This is a genomic window from Saccharothrix tamanrassetensis (assembly GCF_014203665.1).
GTDB lineage: Bacteria > Actinomycetota > Actinomycetes > Mycobacteriales > Pseudonocardiaceae > Actinosynnema > Actinosynnema tamanrassetense.
The window spans coordinates 362,694-381,089 of sequence record NZ_JACHJN010000001.1 but is presented as its reverse complement, the minus strand read 5'-3'; the positions used below and the strand labels follow the sequence as shown (position 1 = coordinate 381,089).

At 72.5% G+C, this 18,396-nt stretch carries 16 protein-coding genes; 14 read left to right on the top strand and 2 right to left on the bottom strand.

The genetic code is table 11. From position 1 onward, the window contains the following. Positions 1–173 precede the first annotated feature (173 nt). From fabD to FHS29_RS01600, 11 genes are all read left to right on the top strand, one after another. Positions 174–2,372, top strand: coding sequence for an ACP S-malonyltransferase (gene fabD, locus FHS29_RS01650; protein WP_312864694.1), 2,199 nt, complete (start codon positions 174–176; stop codon positions 2,370–2,372). A 76-nt stretch (positions 2,373–2,448) separates the two neighbouring features. Then, positions 2,449–3,393, top strand: a complete 945-nt coding sequence (locus tag FHS29_RS01645) for a DUF6039 family protein (RefSeq protein ID WP_184687530.1) — start codon at positions 2,449–2,451, stop codon at positions 3,391–3,393. Positions 3,394–3,396: 3 nt separating this feature from the next. Beyond that, positions 3,397–5,193: an amino acid adenylation domain-containing protein gene (locus FHS29_RS01640; protein ID WP_184687529.1), complete on the top strand. Its 1,797-nt coding sequence runs from the start codon at positions 3,397–3,399 to the stop codon at positions 5,191–5,193. Position 5,194: 1 nt separating this feature from the next. After that, entirely contained in the window at positions 5,195–6,157 is a 963-nt protein-coding gene (locus FHS29_RS01635) for a chlorinating enzyme (RefSeq protein WP_184687528.1), read from the top strand. Further along, the gene (locus FHS29_RS36505; RefSeq protein WP_184687527.1) at positions 6,154–6,384 is read left to right on the top strand and encodes a phosphopantetheine-binding protein; all 231 of its coding nucleotides are present in this window, start codon (positions 6,154–6,156) and stop codon (positions 6,382–6,384) included. Before FHS29_RS01635 ends, FHS29_RS36505 begins: the two co-directional genes overlap by 4 nt. After that, positions 6,381–7,607, top strand: a complete 1,227-nt coding sequence (locus FHS29_RS01625) for a beta-ketoacyl synthase N-terminal-like domain-containing protein (RefSeq protein WP_184687526.1) — start codon at positions 6,381–6,383, stop codon at positions 7,605–7,607. Before FHS29_RS36505 ends, FHS29_RS01625 begins: the two co-directional genes overlap by 4 nt. A 6-nt stretch (positions 7,608–7,613) precedes the next feature. Then, the gene (locus FHS29_RS01620; protein ID WP_184687525.1) at positions 7,614–8,813 is read left to right on the top strand and encodes an NAD(P)/FAD-dependent oxidoreductase; all 1,200 of its coding nucleotides are present in this window, start codon (positions 7,614–7,616) and stop codon (positions 8,811–8,813) included. A 112-nt stretch (positions 8,814–8,925) separates the two neighbouring features. Next, a complete protein-coding gene (locus FHS29_RS01615) occupies positions 8,926–10,449 on the top strand; it encodes an ABC transporter substrate-binding protein (protein ID WP_312864693.1) in 1,524 nt (507 codons plus the stop codon). Further along, positions 10,446–11,402 carry an ABC transporter permease gene (locus FHS29_RS01610; protein ID WP_184687523.1) on the top strand — a complete coding sequence of 319 codons (957 nt, stop codon included), beginning with the start codon at positions 10,446–10,448 and terminating at the stop codon, positions 11,400–11,402. The genes FHS29_RS01615 and FHS29_RS01610 overlap by 4 nt, the downstream gene beginning before the upstream one ends. Then, positions 11,399–12,226, top strand: coding sequence for an ABC transporter permease (locus FHS29_RS01605; RefSeq protein WP_184687522.1), 828 nt, complete (start codon positions 11,399–11,401; stop codon positions 12,224–12,226). Before FHS29_RS01610 ends, FHS29_RS01605 begins: the two co-directional genes overlap by 4 nt. Further along, on the top strand, positions 12,223–13,758 hold the full coding sequence (locus FHS29_RS01600; protein ID WP_184687520.1) for an ABC transporter ATP-binding protein: 1,536 nt from the start codon (positions 12,223–12,225) through the stop codon (positions 13,756–13,758). The genes FHS29_RS01605 and FHS29_RS01600 overlap by 4 nt, the downstream gene beginning before the upstream one ends. A 58-nt stretch (positions 13,759–13,816) precedes the next feature. Here FHS29_RS01600 and FHS29_RS01595 read toward each other — a convergent pair whose 3' ends face one another. Next, entirely contained in the window at positions 13,817–14,383 is a 567-nt protein-coding gene (locus FHS29_RS01595; protein ID WP_221455259.1) for a MarR family winged helix-turn-helix transcriptional regulator, read from the bottom strand. Positions 14,384–14,468: 85 nt separating this feature from the next. On the opposite strand from FHS29_RS01595, the gene FHS29_RS01590 reads away from it, so the two are divergent. The 3 genes from FHS29_RS01590 to FHS29_RS01580 are packed head-to-tail and all read left to right on the top strand — an operon-like array spanning position 14,469 to position 17,703. Then, complete coding sequence (locus tag FHS29_RS01590; protein ID WP_184687519.1) at positions 14,469–15,905, top strand: MFS transporter; 1,437 nt, start codon at positions 14,469–14,471, stop codon at positions 15,903–15,905. Positions 15,906–15,940: 35 nt separating this feature from the next. After that, positions 15,941–16,945, top strand: coding sequence for a GlxA family transcriptional regulator (locus FHS29_RS01585; RefSeq protein WP_184687517.1), 1,005 nt, complete (start codon positions 15,941–15,943; stop codon positions 16,943–16,945). Then, positions 16,942–17,703 (top strand): DJ-1/PfpI family protein, encoded by a 762-nt coding sequence (locus tag FHS29_RS01580; RefSeq protein ID WP_246439760.1) that lies wholly within the window; start codon positions 16,942–16,944, stop codon positions 17,701–17,703. Before FHS29_RS01585 ends, FHS29_RS01580 begins: the two co-directional genes overlap by 4 nt. Positions 17,704–17,740: 37 nt before the next feature. Here FHS29_RS01580 and FHS29_RS01575 read toward each other — a convergent pair whose 3' ends face one another. Then, positions 17,741–18,361, bottom strand: coding sequence for a VldE C-terminal domain-containing protein (locus FHS29_RS01575; protein WP_184687514.1), 621 nt, complete (start codon positions 18,359–18,361; stop codon positions 17,741–17,743). Positions 18,362–18,396: the final 35 nt, after the last annotated feature.

Here is an 18,396-nt window from a genome sequence, read left to right as displayed (position 1 = left end):
CAACCCCGGGCACGCTCAACCCCGGGCGTGCCCGACTCCGGGCACGCTCGACTCCGGGCACGCTCAACCCCGGGCGTGCCCGACTCGGGGCACGCTCGGCTCCGGGATTGCCCGACGCCGGCCATGCTCAACTCTGGGCAGCAGCCGGGCCGGTCGCGGTCGGACAGTGAGGTGTGTCCGCGAAACCGAAGTCCGCGTGGGTGTTCCCCGGTCAGGGCGCACAGCGCAAGGGGATGGGCGGCGACCTGTTCGACCGCTTCCCCGACCTGTGCGCGGTCGCCGACCGGGTCATCGGTGTGCCGGTGGCCGAGCTGTGCGCCTCGGAGAGCGCGCTCCGGGACACCCGTTACGTGCAGCCCGCCCTGTTCGTGGTGAACGCGCTGAGCTATCTGGCCGTCCACGACGAAGGTCCGCCGGACTTCCTGGCCGGGCACAGCCTCGGCGAGTACAACGCCCTGTTCGCGGCCGGGTGCCTGGACTTCGGGACGGCACTGGCGCTGGTGTGCCGCCGCGGCGACGTGATGGCCCGGACCACGGTCGCCGGCGGCATGGTCGCCGTCCTCGGCCCGGATCTCTCCGTGCTGCCGGGACTGCTGGCCGACGCGGGCCTGACCGACGTGGACATCGCCAACGACAACGCTGACGACCAGGTCGTCCTGGCCGGTCCCGACGACTCGTTGACCACGGCCGCGAAAGCCATCAGGGCCGCCGGCGCGGGCCGGTGCGTGCCGCTGGCGGTCGCGGCTCCGTTCCACTCCCGCTACATGCTCCCGGCCGCGCGGGAGTTCGAGGACGTGCTGGCGGACGTCCGGTTCGCGCCGCCGCGCGTCCCGGTGATCTCGAACGTGACCGCGCGCCCCCACGACCCGGCCCTGATCGGGCACCTGCTGGCGTTGCAGGTGCGCACGCCGGTCCGATGGCGCGAGACCATGCGGTACCTGGTCGACCACGACGTGCGGGAGGTCCGCGAACTGGGGCCCGGCAAGGTGCTGGCAGGCCTCTGGCGTCCCGTACTGGCAGCGGCTCCGCCCGTTCCCGAACGGACGGTCACCCCGGAGAGCCTGGGCAGCGCCGCCTTCCGCGCCGACTACGGCGTGAACCGGGCCTACCTGGCGGGTTCCATGTACCACGGCATCAGCTCCGTCGACCTCGTCGCCCGGATGGGCAAGGCGGGCCTCCTCGGCTTCTTCGGCGCCGGGGGCCTCGGGTTCGACGAGGTGGCGACCGTGCTGCGGGAGCTCACCGCGGACCCCGGTCCGGGCCGGTTCGGCATGAACCTGCTCGCGATGCCGGACAACCCGGCCCTCGAAGCCCGACTCGCCGACCTGTACGTCCGCCACGACGTCCGCTACGTCGAAGCCGCCGGCTACACGGGCATCACCGCACCGCTGGTGCGCTTCCGGTTCGCCGGCGCGTACACCGCACCCGACGGCACGCCCACCGCGACCAGGCACGTGCTGGCCAAGGTGTCCCGGCCCGAGGTCGCCGAGGCGTTCCTGCGCCCACCGCCGCGGGAGGTGCTGGACGAGCTGGTCGCCCGAGGTGGGCTCACCGCCGAGGAGGCCCGCGCGGCGGCACGGCTACCGGTCGCCGGCGACCTCTGCGCCGAAGCCGACTCGGCCGGCCACACCGACGCGCGCAACGCCGTCACCCTGATCCCCGACATGGTGCTGCTGCGCGACCGGTACCCGTACCCGAAGCCGGTCCGGGTGGGCGCGGCGGGTGGACTCGGCACACCGCACGCCATCGCCGCCGCGTTCGTGCTCGGCGCGGACTTCGTCGTCACGGGGTCGATCAACCAGTGCACCCCGGAAGCCGGCACGTCCGACGAGGTCAAGGACATGCTGGCGCAGGCGGGCGTCCAGGACACCGCCTACGCCCCGGCGGGCGACATGTTCGAGTTCGGCTCCCGCGTGCAGGTCCTGCGCCGGGGCACCATGTTCGCCGCCCGCGCCAACCAGCTCCTCCAGGTGTACCAGCGCTACGGCGGCTGGGACGAGGTGCCCGAGCCGACCAGGCGGGGCATCGAGCGCACCACGTTCCGCAAGCCGTTCGACGAGGTGTGGCGCGACACCGAACGGCACTACCGCGACACCGGTCGGGCCGGGCTGGTGGCGGACGCCGACGCCAAGCGCCGCATGGCGTTGGCGTTCCGCTGGTACTTCGCGCACACCACCGGTGCCGCCCTGCGCGGCGATGCGGAGGAGCGGGCGAACTTCCAGGTCCACACCGGACCCGCGATCGGGGCGTTCAACCGCCTCGTGCACGGCACCGAGCTGGCCGACTGGCGGCTGCGGCACGTGGACGTGATCGCCGAGCTGTTGATGCGCCGGGCGGCGGACATCGTCGCGAGCCGACGGAGTGACCAGTAATGAGCAGAACGAGGAACCGGGGCGTGGCTAGCGTGGCCGGGCGCCCGTCGAACCAGACCCAGCGAAGGAGTCCGCGATGACCGCGACATCGAGCCCGCCGTTCGCCCTGCCGACGGCGCAGGACCAGACGTCGCTCGCCCGCGACGCCATCCTGCACTCGGGCAACGCGGGCGTCATCGTCGAGCGGGTCGGCCAGCTGCGCGCCGAGTTCCGCTCCGAAGGACGCCAGTTCGCCCGCGAGCTCTCCGACTACATCAACACGAACTACGCGGGAATCGTCAGCGTGTTCGTGTACGAGGAGACGTTCGGCACCAAGGACCGGCTGCACTGGCTGCTGCACATCAAGTCGTTGCACGCCTACGAGACGCTCATCCGGATGGGCACCCAGGACACCGGGTGGCGGGACATCATCATGAAGCAGCGCATCCCGGCGGAACGCGGTGGCGGCTCGTGGGACCGGCTGTTCCTGGACGGCGCGCTGCACGAGACGGTGCTCATCCCGTCCGCCTTCGGCATGTACGGCACCAGCGAGTCCACTCCGGACGGCGTGAGCACCGACGCCGACGGCCCGGCCACGTTCACCGTGCCGGTCGCGCAGCAGCAGACGGTCGTCCCGGTCGAGCAGCAGCTCCACTCCGCGAACTCCGGCATCGTGATGCACCGCGTCGGCGAGCTGAAGTACGAGTTCCGCGCCGAGGGGCGGGCGTTCTCCCGCGCGCTGTGCGAGAGCTGGAACAAGGCCCTCGCCGGGCACGCCACGATCTTCCTGTACGAGGAGGCGTTCGGCCAGTCCGACCGCATCCACCACTTCATCCACCTCAAGTCGCTGAGCTCCTACTACACGCTGATGGGCGTGCGGGCGATGAGCGACCCGGAAACCCGCGAGGTCTTCACCAAGCAGTGGATCCCGGACGAGAAGGGCGGCGGCGGCTGGGACCGCATGTTCGTCCAGGGCAGCCTGGCCGACATGGCCCTCACGCCGCAGCACTGGGGCATGTACGCCACCAAGACGGGGGACTGAGGCATGGCCGTCACCGAGTGCCTGCACACCGCGTTCGCGAAACGGGCCGCCGAGGTCCCCGACCGGGTCGCGGTGAGTTGCGGGTCGGAACACGTCACCTACGGCGAACTGGACGTCCGGGCCACCGCGCTGTCCACCCGGCTGCGCCGGTGCGGGGTGTCCAGGGGGGTGCGCGTCGGTGTCGTCGTCGACCGGTCGGCGGACCTGGTCGTCGCGATCCTCGCCGTGCTCAAGGCCGGCGGCGCGTACGTGCCGGTCGACCCCGACCACCCGGCCAAGCGGATCACGGACGTGCTGACCGACAGCGGGGTGCCGCTGACCGTGGCGGTGACCCGCACCGCCGACGCGTTCGCCGAGTGGTCCGGGCCGGTGCTGTGGGCCGACGCCGACGAGGACGGCGATCCGGTGGTGAACGGCGGCCCGACCGCCACTTCCCGACCCGGCGATCCGGCCTACGTCATCTACACCTCCGGTTCGACCGGCACGCCCAAGGGGGTCGAGGTCGAGCACCGGAGCGCGGTGGCGCTGCTCCGGGAGTCGGGCAGGCTGTTCGAGTTCGACGACCTGGACGTGTGGACGCTGTTCCACTCCGCCGGCTTCGACTTCTCGGTGTGGGAGCTGTGGGGCGCGCTGCTGTTCGGCGGCCGGCTGGTGGTCGTGCCCGCCGACGTGACGCGCAGGCCGGCGCTGTTCCTGGAGCTGCTGCGCCGGGAACGGGTCACCGTGCTCAACCAGACGCCGTCCGCGTTCCGCCAGTTGATCGCCGCGGACCTGGCGGCACCCGCCCCGGTCGAACTCGCGCTGCGCCTGGTGGTGTTCGGCGGCGAACGGCTGGACGTGCCGGTGCTCGCCCCGTGGTTCGCCCGGCGCGGCGACGAGTCGCCCCGGCTGGTCAACATGTACGGCATCACCGAGATCACGGTGCACGGCACGTACCGCCGGATCACCGCCGCGGACCTGGAGAACCCGTCGGTCAGCCCGATCGGCCGGGCACTGCCCGGTGTGCGGGTGGAGGTCCGGGACGAGGCCGGACGACCCGTTCCGGACGGTGAACCCGGTGAGCTGTACGTCGCCGGCACGGGAGTGGCGCGCGGCTACCTCGACCGCCCCGAGCTGACCGCCGAGCGGTTCGTCGAGATCGACGGCGAGCGGTGGTACCGGTCCGGCGACCGCGCCGCGGTGCGCGACGGCGAGCTGGTCTACCTGGGCCGCATCGACCGCCAGCTCAAGGTGCGCGGCTACCGGGTCGAGCCCGGCGAGGTGGAGACCCGGCTGCTGGCGCACCCCGCCGTCGGTACCGCCGTGGTGACCGCCCAGGACTTCGGCGAGGGCGACGTGCGGCTGGTGGCCTACGTCGCGCCGCCGCCCGGCCGGGACGTCGCCGAGGTGACCGAGGCGCTGCTCGCCGAGGCGGTCGCCGACCTGCCCGGGTACCTGCGCCCGTCGGCCTTCCACGTGGTGGCCGACGTGCCGATGACCGCGCAGGGCAAGGCGGACCTCGACGCGCTGCGCGAGCTGACCTCCGCGCCCGCGCCGGGCGCGGGCCCCACCGACGGGTCCGCGCTGCTCGCGGTCAAGGCGATCGCGGACGAGGTGCTGCGCCGGGACGTCCCGGTGGACGGCGACCTGTTCGACTTCGGCGCCACGTCGCTGGCGCTGACCCGGATCATCGCGATGGTCAACGACCGCTTCGGCTGCGCCCTGACCGGTGGCGAGCTGGACGAACCCACGATCACCTGCCTCGCCGACGTGGCCGGGGCCATGCGCCGGGACGGTGCCCTTCAGGAAGTAGGAGGCTGACATGGACGACTTCTCGCTCAGTGCGCAGGAGCTGGCCGACTTCCACCGGAACGGGTACTTCGGTCCGTTCACGGTGTACGAGGTCGACGAGATGAAAGCCCGGTGGCGCCGGGAACGCCTGCGGCTGCTGGACCGCACGCACGCGGTCTACCAGGACGAGGCGGCCGAGTCCGGCAACACCAACATCTCCAACTACGACCGGCACCTGGACAACGGGTTCCTGGCCGACCACATCTGCCACCCGCGGGTCGTGGACCGGGTCGCGAGCGTGCTCGGGCCGAACGTGCAGTGCTGGCGCTCGGAGTTCTTCCCGAAGTACCCCGGCGACGAGGGCACCGACTGGCACCAGGCCGACACGTTCGCCAACGCCTCGGGCAAGCCGCAGATCCTGTGGCCCGGCGACGCCGAGGACTTCGGCGGCACGCTGACCGTGTGGACCGCGTTCACCGAGGCGAACGAGGAGACCGGGTGCCTCCAGTTCATCCCGGGCACCCACCAGACGATGTTCTACGACGAGACCAAGAAGATGCACTACGACCCGGACAACATCAACTCGAAGGAGAAGGACGGCGTCCGGCGCGGCTTCTTCGGCTACGACTACCGCGAGCTCCAGGTCGACCCGGACTGGAAGCCGGACGAGTCCAAGGCCGTGTCCATGGTGATGCGCCCCGGCCAGGCGATCATGTTCTGGTCGACGCTGATGCACGCGTCGCTGCCGCACGCCGGCCGCACCGAGGAGATGCGGCTCGGCTTCGCCGGCCGGTACGTGCCCACGTCGGTCGACGTCTACCCGGACACCGAGGTCATCGAGGAGTACGGCGGCACGGTGTCGCTGGAGCGGTGGGGTTCCGTGCTGGTCTGCGGGGACAACGACAACCCGGCCAACCGGATGGCCACCGAGACCACGCTCGGCCACCCGTTCACCCGCCGGGTCCGTCCGGGGGCGGGGGTGTCGGGGGCGTGACGGTCTTCGACGCGGTCAAGGACAGCCTGATCGAGGTCGTGCCGGAGGTCGACCCCGAGCAGGTCACCGCGGGCCGTTCGCTGGCCGACCTGGGCTGCACCAGCATCGACCGCGCCGAGGTGGTGACCCTGGCGATGGAGCGGTTGGGGATCGTGGTGCCGATCGGCGAGTTCCGCGACGTCAACAACATCGACGCGATCGTCGACCTGCTCCGGAAGCACGTGTGAGCCGGGCGGCGGTGGTCGGCACCGGGATCGTCTGCTCGATCGGCGCGGACGTCCCGTCGTTCACCGCCGCCCTGCGCGCGGGGCGCAGCGGGATCGTCGCCGACGAGGACGGGCTGGGTGCGCCGATCAGCGGGTGGTCCTTCCCGGACGCGCTCGACGAAGGACCGTTGCGCGCCAGGGCGTTGCGCTCGGCGAGGCGCGCCCCGCCGCCGGTCCAGGCCGCTGTCGCCGCGGCCTTGCAGGCGTGGACGGCGGCACGGTTGTCGGAGGCCCCGGTGCCCGGCGAGCGGATCGGCGTGGTGGTGGCCGGTCACAACCTGACCGCCCGGTACGCGTACGACCTGGGAAGGTCCTTCGTGGACAACCCGGCGTACCTGCCCGCTCGTTTCGCCTTGCACGCCTGGGACACCGATCACGTCGGCACCCTCAGCGAGGTGTTCGCGGCGACCGGCGAGGGGTTCACCGTGGGCGGCGCGTCGGCCAGCGGCAACGTCGGGATCGTGCACGCGACCCGGCTGGTGGCGTCCGGCGCGGTCGACTGCTGCGTCCTGGTGGGTGCGCTGACCGAGATGACCCCGTTGCACCGCAAGGGTTTCGCGGTTCTCGGTGCGCTGGCCGAAGCGGACGGCGACCCCGCTGCCGCGTGCCGGCCGTTCGACCGGGACCGGCGGGGCTTCGTGCCCGGAGAGGCCGCCGCCGCGCTGGTGCTGGAGTCTCCGGAGTCGGTTGCCCGGCGTGGCGCGGAAGTCCTCGCGACCGTGGAGGGCTGCGCGCTCGGGCTGGACGGCAACCGGCTCGCCGATCCCAGCGCGGCGGGAGAGGCGAGGGTGATGGGCCGCGCGCTGCGGGCGGCCGGGGTCGAGCCGGACGGGATCGACTACGTCAACGCGCACGGCACCGCTTCCCGGCTCGGCGACGAGACCGAAGTCGCCGCGCTGCACGCGGTCTTCGGGCCGGCGCGGCCGTGGGTGAACTCGACCAAGGGCCTGACCGGGCACTGCCTCGGCGCGGCCGGGGTGGTGGAAGCGGTCGCCACCGTCGCCCAGCTGACCGGTGGCTTCGCGCACCCCAACGTGAACCTGGACCGGCCGGTCGACGACCGCACCCGGTTCGTCGGCGCGGTCGCGCAGCCCGCCGGGCTGCGTCGCGCGCTGTCCAACGGCTTCGGCTTCGGCGGCATCAACTCCGCCGTCGTCTTCGCTCGTGCCGTCGATGGAGGGTGAGGGAACATGTACGACGTCATCGTGGTCGGCGCGCGCTGCGGCGGAGCCCCGACCGCACTGCGGTTCGCCCGGCAGGGCTACCGGGTCCTGCTGCTGGACCGGGGGAAGTTCCCGGCCGACAAGCTCTCCACGCTCTACATCCAGCAGCCCGGTGTCGCGCGGCTGGCCGCGTGGGGCGTGCTGGACGCGGTGAAGGCCAGCGGCTGCCCGCCCCTGGACCACGTGGTCTACGAACTGGGCGACGTCCGGGTGGAGGGCTGCGCCAGCGGTGTCGACGGCATCCGCGAGGCCTACGCGCCGCGCCGGTCCGTGCTGGACCCGATCCTGGTCGACGCGGCGGTCGCGGCGGGCGCGGAGTTCCGCGACGACTGCCGGGTGCTGGACCTGCTGTGGAACGACGAACGGGTGGTCGGTGTGCGGTGCGGTGGACCGGACGGACCGGTCGACGAGCACGCCGCGCTGGTCGTCGGCGCGGACGGGATGCGGTCGACGGTGGCCGAACTGGTCGGCGCGCCGAAGACCGTCGAGCACCCGCCGCTCACGTGCGCCTACTACACGATCTGGCACGGACCCAGGACGCACTTCGAGATGTACGAGGGCGACACGGGCTGGGTCTCGGCGGTGCCGACCAACGACGACGCGGTCCTCATCGCCGCGTACCACCCGCAGCAGCGGTTCGAAGAGGTCCGCCACAACGCGTTCGACTCCTACCTGGCGAACGTCCGGACCAACGCGCCCAAGCTCTACGCGCAGATCGAGGACGCCGAACAGGTCGGCAGGCTGAACGGCACCGGCGACCAGCAGAACTACTTCCGCCGCGCCCACGGTCCCGGCTGGGCACTGGTCGGGGACGCGGGCCACCACAAGGACTCCCTGACCGCGCGCGGCATCACGGACGCCTTCATGCAGGCGGACCTGCTCGCGGACACCGTGGGCGACGCGCTGCCCGACCCGGTGCGGCTGGACGCCGCCCTGGCCGAGTTCGAGCGCGCGCGCGACGCCCGGCTGACGGAGAACTACCACGCGACTCTGCTGGTGGCGCAGGCGGAAGCGCGCGACAAGCGGCGGGCGTTGCTGCGTGCGGTCGGCACCAGCCCCGAGTTGACCACCCGGTACTTCGACGCGGTGGCGGGCATCGTGGGGCTGCGCGAGCTGTACACGCCGGAGCTGATGGCGTTGATGGCGAGCCCGGCTGCCACCGGTTGATCCCTTTTGAGCGGTGGTCCGGACGCCGCTGGGCGATCGTCTTCCCGAAGTCACCGCTCCACGTGACCGGCATCTTGGAGGAACAGTGGCGCAGGAATTCGATCGTCGTTCGGTGTTCAGGCTCGGGCTCCTCGCGGGCGTGACCGCGGTCGGCGCGCCCGTGCTGTCCTCCTGCGGCGGCGGGGGCACGTCCACCGGCGCGGGGCAGTCCGGCGGGGCCGGCAAACCGCTGGCCACGCTCAAGGTGGGCGCGCCGCACCAGGTGACCGACAGCGAGCCGGGCAACCCGCTCACGTCCAGCATCGGTGCGACGCTGCTCGTCCTGCGCCACGTCTACGACTCGCTGATGGTGCTGGACAACGGCGAGTACCGGTACCAGCTCGCCGAGTCGGTGGAGCCCAACGCGGACGCCACGGCGTGGACGATCCGGTTGCGCGAGGGGGTGACCTTCCACGACGGCAAGCCGCTCAAGGCCGCCGACGTCGTGCACAGCCTGCGCACCGTGGGCAGCAAGCCCAGCAACCGCGCGTCGGTCTACGGCGTGGTGGACCTGGCGAACATGTCGGCGGTGGACGACCGGACGGTCAAGGTGCCGCTGCTGGTGCCGCGCGGCGACTTCAAGGAGTCGGTGCTGGTCGTCTTCTCACCGGTCTTCCCGGACGGCCTCGCGCAGTTCGCGAAGCCGATCGGGTCCGGTCCCTACAAGATGGTGGGGCGCAACGGAACCACCACCACACTGGTCGCCAACGAGCAGTACTGGGGCGGCAAGCCGACCGTGGGCGAGTTGCAGGTCGTCGGCATCCTCGACGCGGCTGCCCGGCTGTCCGCGCTCAAAGCGGGCCAGGTGGACTACGCGATCAGCGTCAGCGCGACCGGTGCGAAGACCGAGGCGGGCAGCGCCGACATCGAGATCCGGCGGGGCGGCGCGGCCAACTCCAACGCGCTGTCGTTCGCGATGAACCAGCAGCTGGCGCCGTTCGACAACCCGAAGGTGCGCAAGGCGGTCCGACTGGCGGTGGACCGGCAGGCGTTGGTGGACAACGCGTTGCTGGGGCTGGGATCACCGGCGGACGACGTGGTCGGCAAGACGCTGCCAGGCTACGCCGACCTGCCCGCCCGCGGCCGGGACCTCGACCAGGCGCGACGACTGTTCGCCGAGGCGGGTGTCACCAAGCTGACGCTGCGCACCGGCGAGATCGTGCCGGGCATGCTCAACGCCAGCAAGCTGCTCGCCCAGCAGTTGGCCGAGGCAGGCGTCGAGCTGACGCTCCAGGAGTCGGCTCCCGACGCGTACTACGCCGACCTCACGACGTTGACCAAGCACCCGTTCCAGGCGTTCTACTACGTCAACCGACCCGCGTCCGTGCACCTGGCCGCCGTGACCAACGCCAAGGCGCCGTTCAACGTCACCGGCCCGCCGGCCGGCTACCAGACCCGGTTGGCCGCCGCGCAGGCGATGGCCGACGACAAGGCGCGCGAACAGGCTTTCCGCGCGTTGCAGAAGGAGTTCTACGACGAGGGCGGCGACGTCGTGTGGGGCTTCCAAGAGCAGTTGGACGCGGCGCGCAAGGGCATCGGCGGGGTGCGGGTCGTGCAGTCGGTGCAGTTGTTCGACCAGGCCACCGGCCCGGCGTGACCGCGCTGAAGTTCCTCGCCCGCAGGGTGGCGGCCACCGCGGCGACGCTGTTCGCCGTCGCGGTGGTCCTGTTCGCGGCCTCGGAGGTGCTGCCGGGTGACGCCGCCACCGCTTCGCTCGACCCGGACGCCACCCTGGAGGACGTCGCCCGGGAGCGGGCCGCCCTGGGGCTGGACCGCCCGTGGCCGGTGCGGTTCGCGGAGTGGGCGTTCGCCGCGCTGCGGCTCGACCTGGGCACCAGCGCGGTGTCCCGGCAGCCGGTGGTGGAGATCGTCGCCGAACCGTTGGGCGCCACCGCGTTGCTGGTCGGTGTCACGGCCGCGGTGACCGTGCCGCTGGCGATGGCCGTCGGCTTGATCTCGGGGCTGCGCCGAGGTGGCCGGGCCGACCGGGCGCTGTCGGCGTTCTCCGTGGTGGCGGTGTCCATCCCGCAGTTCGTCACGGCGGGGCTGCTGGTGCTGGTGTTCGCCGACCTGGTGCCGGTGCTGCCCGCGATCTCGTTGCCGCCGCTGGGCGGAACCCCGTTGGACCGGCCGGAAGTCCTCGTGCTGCCGGTGGCGGCGTTGACGCTGTTCGGCGCTTCGTGGGCCGGCCGGATCGTGCGGGCGGCGGTGATCGACGCCGACGGGATGCCGCACGTGGAGGCCGCCCGCCTGGCCGGTCTGCCGGAGCGGGTGGTCGTGTTCCGCCACCTGCTGCCCGCCGCCCTCCCGCCGTGCGCGCACACCTTCGCGTGGCTGCTGAGCGGTCTGTTCGGCGGCACGGCGGTGGTGGAGATCGTCTTCAACTACCCGGGCCTCTCGCAGACCCTGGTCGCGGCCGTCCGCAAGCACGACACGGCGGTGCTCGAAGGGGTGGGGCTGCTGCTCGCGGCGATCATCCTGGTGTCGTTCGTCCTGGCCGACCTGCTCGTGATGGCGGTCGACCCGCGCCTGCGGGCGGCGGCCCGATGAGCGTGCCGGTGCGGGTGCCGGAGGTCCGCGCCCGCTCGTCGCTCCGGCGGGTCCTCACGGGTCTGGCGGCGGCGGTGGTGGCCGTGGTGCTCGGCGTCGCGGTGTTCGGCCCCGCGCTCGCCGCCGATCCGGAGCTGATCGTCGGCCTGCCCTACACCGGCCCCTCGGCCGCGAACCCGCTGGGCACCGACCACTCCGGGCGCGACGTGCTCGACCGGGTGCTGGCGGGCGGGCAGCCCCTGCTGCTGGTGCCGATCGTCGCCACCGTGCTGGCGACGCTGCTCGGGCTCGTGCTCGGCGCGGTCGGCGGCTACTTCGGCGGGGTGGCCGACGCCGTGGTGTCCCGGCTGGACAACCTCCTGCTCGGCCTGCCGCCGGTACTGGTCCTGCTGGTGCTGCTGCACGGTTGGGGTTACGGCGCGGCGACCATGACCGTGGTGGTGGTCCTGACGGGCACGCCGTTCGTGTCGCGAGTGACGAGAGCGGAGACCATGCGCGCGGTGGAGGACGGCTACGTCGTCGCCGCCTACGCCACCGGCGATTCGCACCTGTCGGTGATCGTCCGGGAGATCCTGCCGAACATCGTCCGTCCCGTGCTGGCCGACTTCGGCACCCGGCTGGCGATCGCGGTGACGCTGACCGCTGCGGCGGGGTTCCTCGGCTTCGGCTCCAGCGGACCGAACTGGGGTGCCATGATCAGCCAGAACGTCGAAGGCATCCGGCTCACGCCGTGGGGCGTGGCGGTGCCCGCCGTGCTGCTCGGCGTGCTGACCGTCGCCGCGAACCTCGGCTTGGACCGCGTCGTGGGCCGGGTGCTGCGGTGATCGCGATCGAGGGGCTGCGGATCGAGGACGCGTCCGGCGCGGCGGTGCTGGCGGACCTGACGCTGTCGGTCGCCGAGGGCGAGCGCGTGGGCGTCGTGGGGGAGTCCGGCGCGGGCAAGACCACGTTGGGCCTCGCGCTGGTCGGCGCGGTGCGTCCGGGGCTCCGGGTGGTGCGCGGACAGGTGCGGGTGGCCGGGCAGGACGTGCTGAGGGCGTCTCCTGCCGACATCCGGCGACTGCGCCGGCGCGTCCTGGCCTACCTGCCGCAGGACCCGCCGTCCGCGTTGACCCCGACCTTGAGGGTGGAACGGCAGATCACCGAACTGTCCGCGGACCGGTCGGACGCCGCCGTGGCACGGACCCTGACCGAGGTGGGGCTGCCGGGCGATCGGCCGTTCCGCCGCCGGTACCCGCACCAGCTGTCCGGCGGCCAGCAGCAGCGCCTGGCGCTGGCCAGGCTGATGGCCGGCGACCCGCGCGGCCTCATCCTGGACGAGCCCACCACCGGCCTGGACGGACCGATGCGCCGACTGGTGCTCGACCAGCTCGAACACCTGGCTGCGCACCGAGGCCTCGCCCTGGTGTTCATCACGCACGACCTCGACGCGGCGGCCCGGATGACCGATCGTCTCGTAGTGCTGCGCGGAGGCGTGGTCGTGGAGCACGGACCGACCGACCAGGTCCTGCGCGCGCCGTCGGCGCCCTACACGCGGGAACTGCTCGCCGCCGCACCGGACCTGCGGGTCGAGCTGGACCGGCGCACGACGAAGCCGGTCGGCCGGGTCGCGCTGGAGGTGTCGGGGCTGACCGCGTCCCGTGGCGGGCGGGTCGTGCTGGACGACGTGTCGCTGCGGCTGCACGAGGGCGAATCCCTCGCGCTGCTGGGGACTTCGGGCTGCGGCAAGACGACTCTGGCGCGGTGCGTGACCGGCGTCCTGCGGCCGGACTCCGGTCGCGTGTCGCTGTTCGGCGAGGCTCTGGAACCCGGCCTGCGGTGTCGACCCGTCGACCAGCGCCGCCGCGTGCAACTGATCCCGCAGGACTCCACCGGCTCCCTGAACCCGCGCCGCCCGGTCGGCGGGGCGATCGCGCGGGTGGCCCGCATCGCGCGGCGGATGACCCCTGATCAGGCCCGCGCCGAGGCGCATCGGCTGCTGGGCCTGGTCGGGTTGCCCGAAGAACTGGCCACCCGCCTCCCGCGCGAACTGTCCGGCGGGCAGCGCCAGCGCGTCGCGATCGCCCGCGCCCTGGCCGCCGGGGCGGACGTGCTGCTGTGCGACGAGATCACGTCCAGTCTGGACGTCCGGGTGGCGGCGTCGGTGCTGGCGCTGTTGGACCGCCTGCGGCGCGAGCTGGACCTGGCGGTGCTGGTGATCACCCACGACCTGGCGGTGATCGCGCGCAACGCGGACCGGGTCGTGGTGCTGAGCGAGGGGAAGGTGGTGGAGGAGGGGAGCGTGGCGGAGGTGCTCGGCCGTCCGGAACACCCCACGACCCGGACCCTGGTGGACGCGGGTGCGCAGCGGGCGTGAACCCGGCCGGTTCCGGTGGCGCGGGCGCCTGTGCCTGTGCCTGTGGTGAGGTCGCCGGTCAACGGTGGTGCTCGGCGCCTTCGGGATCGGCCCCCACGACGCGGTGGAGGTTCTCGATCGCGGAGGTCGTGTCCGGGGTCTCCGGGGTGCCGCCGAGGATCCGGGTCACCCGGTTCATGGCGTCGGTGATGGCGCGGGCCTCGTCGGGGCTGAGGTGGCGGGCGAAGTGTTCGCGGATGGCCTCGAGGAACGTCGTGGTGGAGTTCCGCAGGACGGCGCGGCCGTGGTCGGTGAGCACGGCGTAGGTGATGCGGAGGTTGTCCGGGTCGCCGCGCCGCTCGACCAGGCCCTGCTTGGCCATGGCGGTGACGACCTGGCTGATCCCGCTGCGCGACACGAACACCTGCCGGGCCAGTTCGTTCATGGTCAGCCGGTTGTCGTCCGCCGCGCCGAGCCGGGAGAGGACCTCGCCCCAGGTCAGCGAGAGCCCGGCGCGGTCCCGCATGACGTTCTCGATCCGGCGCGCCGCCAGCGACTGCGCCTTCCAGGTCGCCATCCAGGCGAAGAACCCGTCGTCGACCAGTTCGGCGATCTCGCCCGTGATCCGCCTGTCGTCCTGCGCCATGGCGTCGAGTCTACCGGAAACGGTTCGACCTGAACGGTGAAGCTCTGTACTGTTTAGCTCTACACGATCTGAGGGGAGGGGCGCCGTGCCGGAAGGGGACGAGGTGCCGGGGGAGCGGATACCGCGCCGGCTGTGGTGGGCGTTGACCGCGATGCTGGCCGCCGCCGCGATGGACCTGATCGACACCACGATCGTCAACGTCGCGCTGCCCGAGATCCGCGCGGATCTCGGCGCGAGCACCGCTCAGGTCGAGTGGTCCGTCGCGGCGTACGCGCTGACGTTCGGCATCGGGCTGATCACCGGTGCCCGCATGGGCGACCGCTACGGACGGCGTCCGGTGTTCCTCGCCGGCGTGGCGGGGTTCCTGCTCGCGTCGCTGGCCTGCGGTCTCGCACCGGGCCCCGGAGTGCTGATCGCCGCGCGGGTGGCGCAGGGCGCAGCGGCGGCGGTCATGATCCCGCAGATCCTGACCGTCATCCAGGTCGCGGTGCCGGTCGGGCAGCGGTCGAAGGCGTTCGCCGCGTACGGGGCCACCGCCGCGATCGGCACCGTGTCCGGGCCGCTGCTCGGGGGAGTCCTGGTCACGGCGGACCTGTTCGGGCTCGGGTGGCGGTCGATCTTCCTGATCAACGTCCCGATCGGCCTGGCCGCGCTCGCGGTGGCGGCTGTCACGCTGCCCGACTCCCGGGCCCCTCGCGCCGATCGGCCGGACCCGACCGGGATGGCGTTGCTCACCGCCGGTCTGCTGCTGCTGCTCTACCCGCTGGTGCAGGGTCCGCAGCAGGACTGGCCCTGGTGGGCGGTCCTGGCCTTGGCCGCCGCGATGCCCGTGTTCGGGTTGTTCGTCGCACACCAGCGCCACCGCGAACGCCGCAGCGCCTCCCCGCTGGTGCCGTTGAGCCTGTTCGCCCACCGTGGTTTCACCGGCGGCGTGTGCGCGCAGGTCGCGCTGTACGCCGGAGTCACCGGCTTCTTCTTCGTGCTGGCCATCGCGTTGCAGTCGGGACAGGGGTACACCGCGTTGCGCACCGGGCTGACGTTCGTGGCGTGGTCGGCCGGCATCGCCGTCGCGTCCGGAGCCGCCGGCGCACTCGCGTCGTTCCCGGGTCGCCGACGCGCCATCGCCGGTGCGCTCGTCATGGCCCTGGGCGTGAGCGGACTGGTGCTCGCGGTGAGCCTGTCCGGTCCCGCGATCGGCCCGTGGGCGCTCGTTCCCGGGTTGTTCGTCGCCGGAGTGGGCATGGGGCTCGTCGCGCCCACCCTCGTGGACGTCTCGCTCCGGGACGTCGACACCGCCCACGCCGGTTCCGCTTCCGGGGTGGTCAGCACGGCCGGGCAACTCGGGGGCGCCTTCGGGGTCGCCGGGCTGGGCGCGGCCTTCTTCGGCACCCTCGGCGCCGCCGGGAGCGGCGACCACACCAACGCGCTCGTCACCGTCCTCTACTGCGAGGTCGCGGTGTTCGTCCTCGCCGCCGCGCTCATGTTCCTCCTGCCGAAACCCGGCGCCGCTCCCGTACCGTGAGCCCCGGTCTTCCGCGGTGCGTGATCATCGGTGTCATGGACAATCGGCGGCGCGTGCTCATCGTGGCCTACGACGACGCGCAGATCCTCGACATCGCCTGCCCCAGCGGGGCCCTGGACATCGCCAACCGGTACGGCGCGACCCCTCCCTACACGATCGAGCTGGGCACCCTCGGCCGTCGGGCGGCCCGCAGTTCGGCCGGGATCGCGCTCGGCGCCGGACGCGGGCTGGAGGAGGTGACCGGACGGCTGGACACGGTGATCGTCGTGGGCGGTGTCGGGTACGAGAAGGCGGCGGCGGACGCGCGGTTGCTGGCGCAGGTGCGGCGGCTGGCGGAACGGAGCCGGCGCATCGCCTCGGTCTGCACCGGCACCTACGTGCTCGCCGCCGCGGGGCTGCTGGACGACCGGCGGGTGACCACGCACTGGGGGTACGGCGAGCAGTTGGCCGCCCGCCACCCCAGAGTCGCCGTGGACGTGGGTCCGCTCTACATCCGTGACGGCGACGTCTACACCGCCGCCGGCGTCACCAGCGCGCTCGACCTGACGCTGTCCCTGATCGAGGACGACCACGGACCGACGCTGGCGCGTGCGGTGGCCCGCGAGCTGGTGTCGTACCTGCACCGGCCCGCCGACCAGGCCCAGATCAGCATGTTCCTGGCCGCCCCACCGCCGGGTGACCGGCTGGTCGGCGACCTCGCCGGCCACATCGCCGGGAACCTGGCCGAGGACCTGACGCCGGCGGCGCTGGCGGCCCGCGCGGGGGTGAGCACCCGCCACCTGACGCGCCTGTTCACCGCACACCTCGGGACGACCCCGGCACGTGCCGTCCGGGCGGCGCGCACCGAAGCGGCGGTGCACCTCGTGCGCTCCAGCGAACTGTCGCTGGAGACGATCGCCCGCCGCTGCGGGTTCCGGTCGGCGCAGACGCTCCGGCAGGCGTTCCTGGACCACTACGGGGTCGGCGGGGACACGATCCGCAGGATGCCGGACATGCCGCGCCCGCGAACCCCTTCCGGCCACGAGACTTCGGCGCCATGACGCATTCGACGACACGCCGGGCGATGCTCCGGGGATCCGTGGCCACCGCCGTCCTCGCCACCGCCGGCACGGCCGCCGCGGGGACCGCGCACGCCGAGCGGCAGGGGAGCGGTCCGAACATCGGCATCCTGCTGTACGACGGCTACAGCCTGCTGGACCCCACCGGCCCGGCGGAGGTGCTGTCCCGGCTGCCCGGCGCGAAGGTCACCATGATCGCCGAACGGCGAGGCCCGGTCCGCACGGACACCGGGGACGTGGCGGTCGTGGCCGACCGGTCGATCGACGAGGTCGGCGCCCTGGACGTGCTCCTCGTCCCCGGCGCGGGCAACCGGGGCACGATCGCGGCCATGGGCAACCAGGTGCTGCTGGACTGGATCCGCCGCATCCACCGGCACAGCAGGTGGACGACGTCGGTGTGCACCGGATCGCTGGTCCTCGCCTCGGCGGGCCTGCTGGACGGCCGGGAGGCCACGACCTACTGGGCCTCCGCCGACTACCTGGAGTCCCGGTTCGACGTGACCTACCGGCCCGAGCGCTACGTGCGCTCCGGGAAGATCATCACCGCGGCCGGGGTGTCGGCCGGCGTGGACATGGCTCTGCACCTGGCTTCGCTGATCGCCGGGGACACCGTGGCGAAGGCGATCCAACTGGCCGTCGAGTACGACCCGCAGCCGCCGTTCGACTCGGGCAACGCCGCGCACGCCGATCCCCGGCTCAAGGAACTGGCGCTGCGGCTGCTCGCCGAATCCCAGGTGTGACGGGGGTTCGCGGCCCCGGTACCGCTCCTGCGACGGGTCAACGCCCCTGTTCCGCCTGTGGTGCGCCCTGCGCGGTCCACCAGGAGGTCTCCTTGTTCGCACCCTGCCGGCTGAAGCTGAAGTGGATGTGGTCCCGGTGGCACGCGGTCGGGTCGCCGCTGTCGCCCGAACAGTTGTTGTACTGGGTCCAGCGCGGGTCCGTGGCCGACCAGATCTGGTTGTTCCAGATGATGTACATGATCCCCAGCCGGCGCACCAGAGCGTGCGCGTTGCCGTGCCGGTCGGTGGCCATCAGCCAGTTCAGCACGTCGTCCGCCTGCGCCTGTTCGGTCGCGTCGGTGACGTTGAAGGCGTAGTCGAGCGCGCGGCCTTCCTTGTGCTCGCTCGTCGCCCCCTGGTCGCAGGCGCGGCTGATCCCCCAGTGGCGGTTGCCGTAGGTGGCGGCCAGGAGGTCCTTGAACTCCACCACACCGGGTTTGTCCGTGGGGTCGCAGGTGTTCTGCGGGTCGTGCGGCGCGTACCCGTCGATCTCCGCCCCGAAGTCCGGCGTCGGAGGCGCGGCCGATGCGGTCGGCACGGCCACGCACAAGGCGGTCGACAACACCAGACCCGTCGCCACCGCCGCCGCGCGGAACCCGAATGCGTGTCGATTGACCATGTTCGCTCCTCCGATGCGCTCGCCCGTTCGCTTCC

Coding starts and splice junctions, on each gene's coding strand:
- FHS29_RS01575 (WP_184687514.1), bottom strand. CDS start 18,361: ATGGTCAATCGACACGCATTCGGGTTCCGCGCGGCGGCGGTGGCGACG.
- FHS29_RS01585 (WP_184687517.1), top strand. CDS start 15,941: ATGGACAATCGGCGGCGCGTGCTCATCGTGGCCTACGACGACGCGCAG.
- FHS29_RS01620 (WP_184687525.1), top strand. CDS start 7,614: ATGTACGACGTCATCGTGGTCGGCGCGCGCTGCGGCGGAGCCCCGACC.
- FHS29_RS01595 (WP_221455259.1), bottom strand. CDS start 14,383: ATGGCGCAGGACGACAGGCGGATCACGGGCGAGATCGCCGAACTGGTC.
- FHS29_RS01645 (WP_184687530.1), top strand. CDS start 2,449: ATGACCGCGACATCGAGCCCGCCGTTCGCCCTGCCGACGGCGCAGGAC.
- FHS29_RS01580 (WP_246439760.1), top strand. CDS start 16,942: ATGACGCATTCGACGACACGCCGGGCGATGCTCCGGGGATCCGTGGCC.
- FHS29_RS01635 (WP_184687528.1), top strand. CDS start 5,195: ATGGACGACTTCTCGCTCAGTGCGCAGGAGCTGGCCGACTTCCACCGG.
- FHS29_RS01605 (WP_184687522.1), top strand. CDS start 11,399: ATGAGCGTGCCGGTGCGGGTGCCGGAGGTCCGCGCCCGCTCGTCGCTC.
- FHS29_RS01640 (WP_184687529.1), top strand. CDS start 3,397: ATGGCCGTCACCGAGTGCCTGCACACCGCGTTCGCGAAACGGGCCGCC.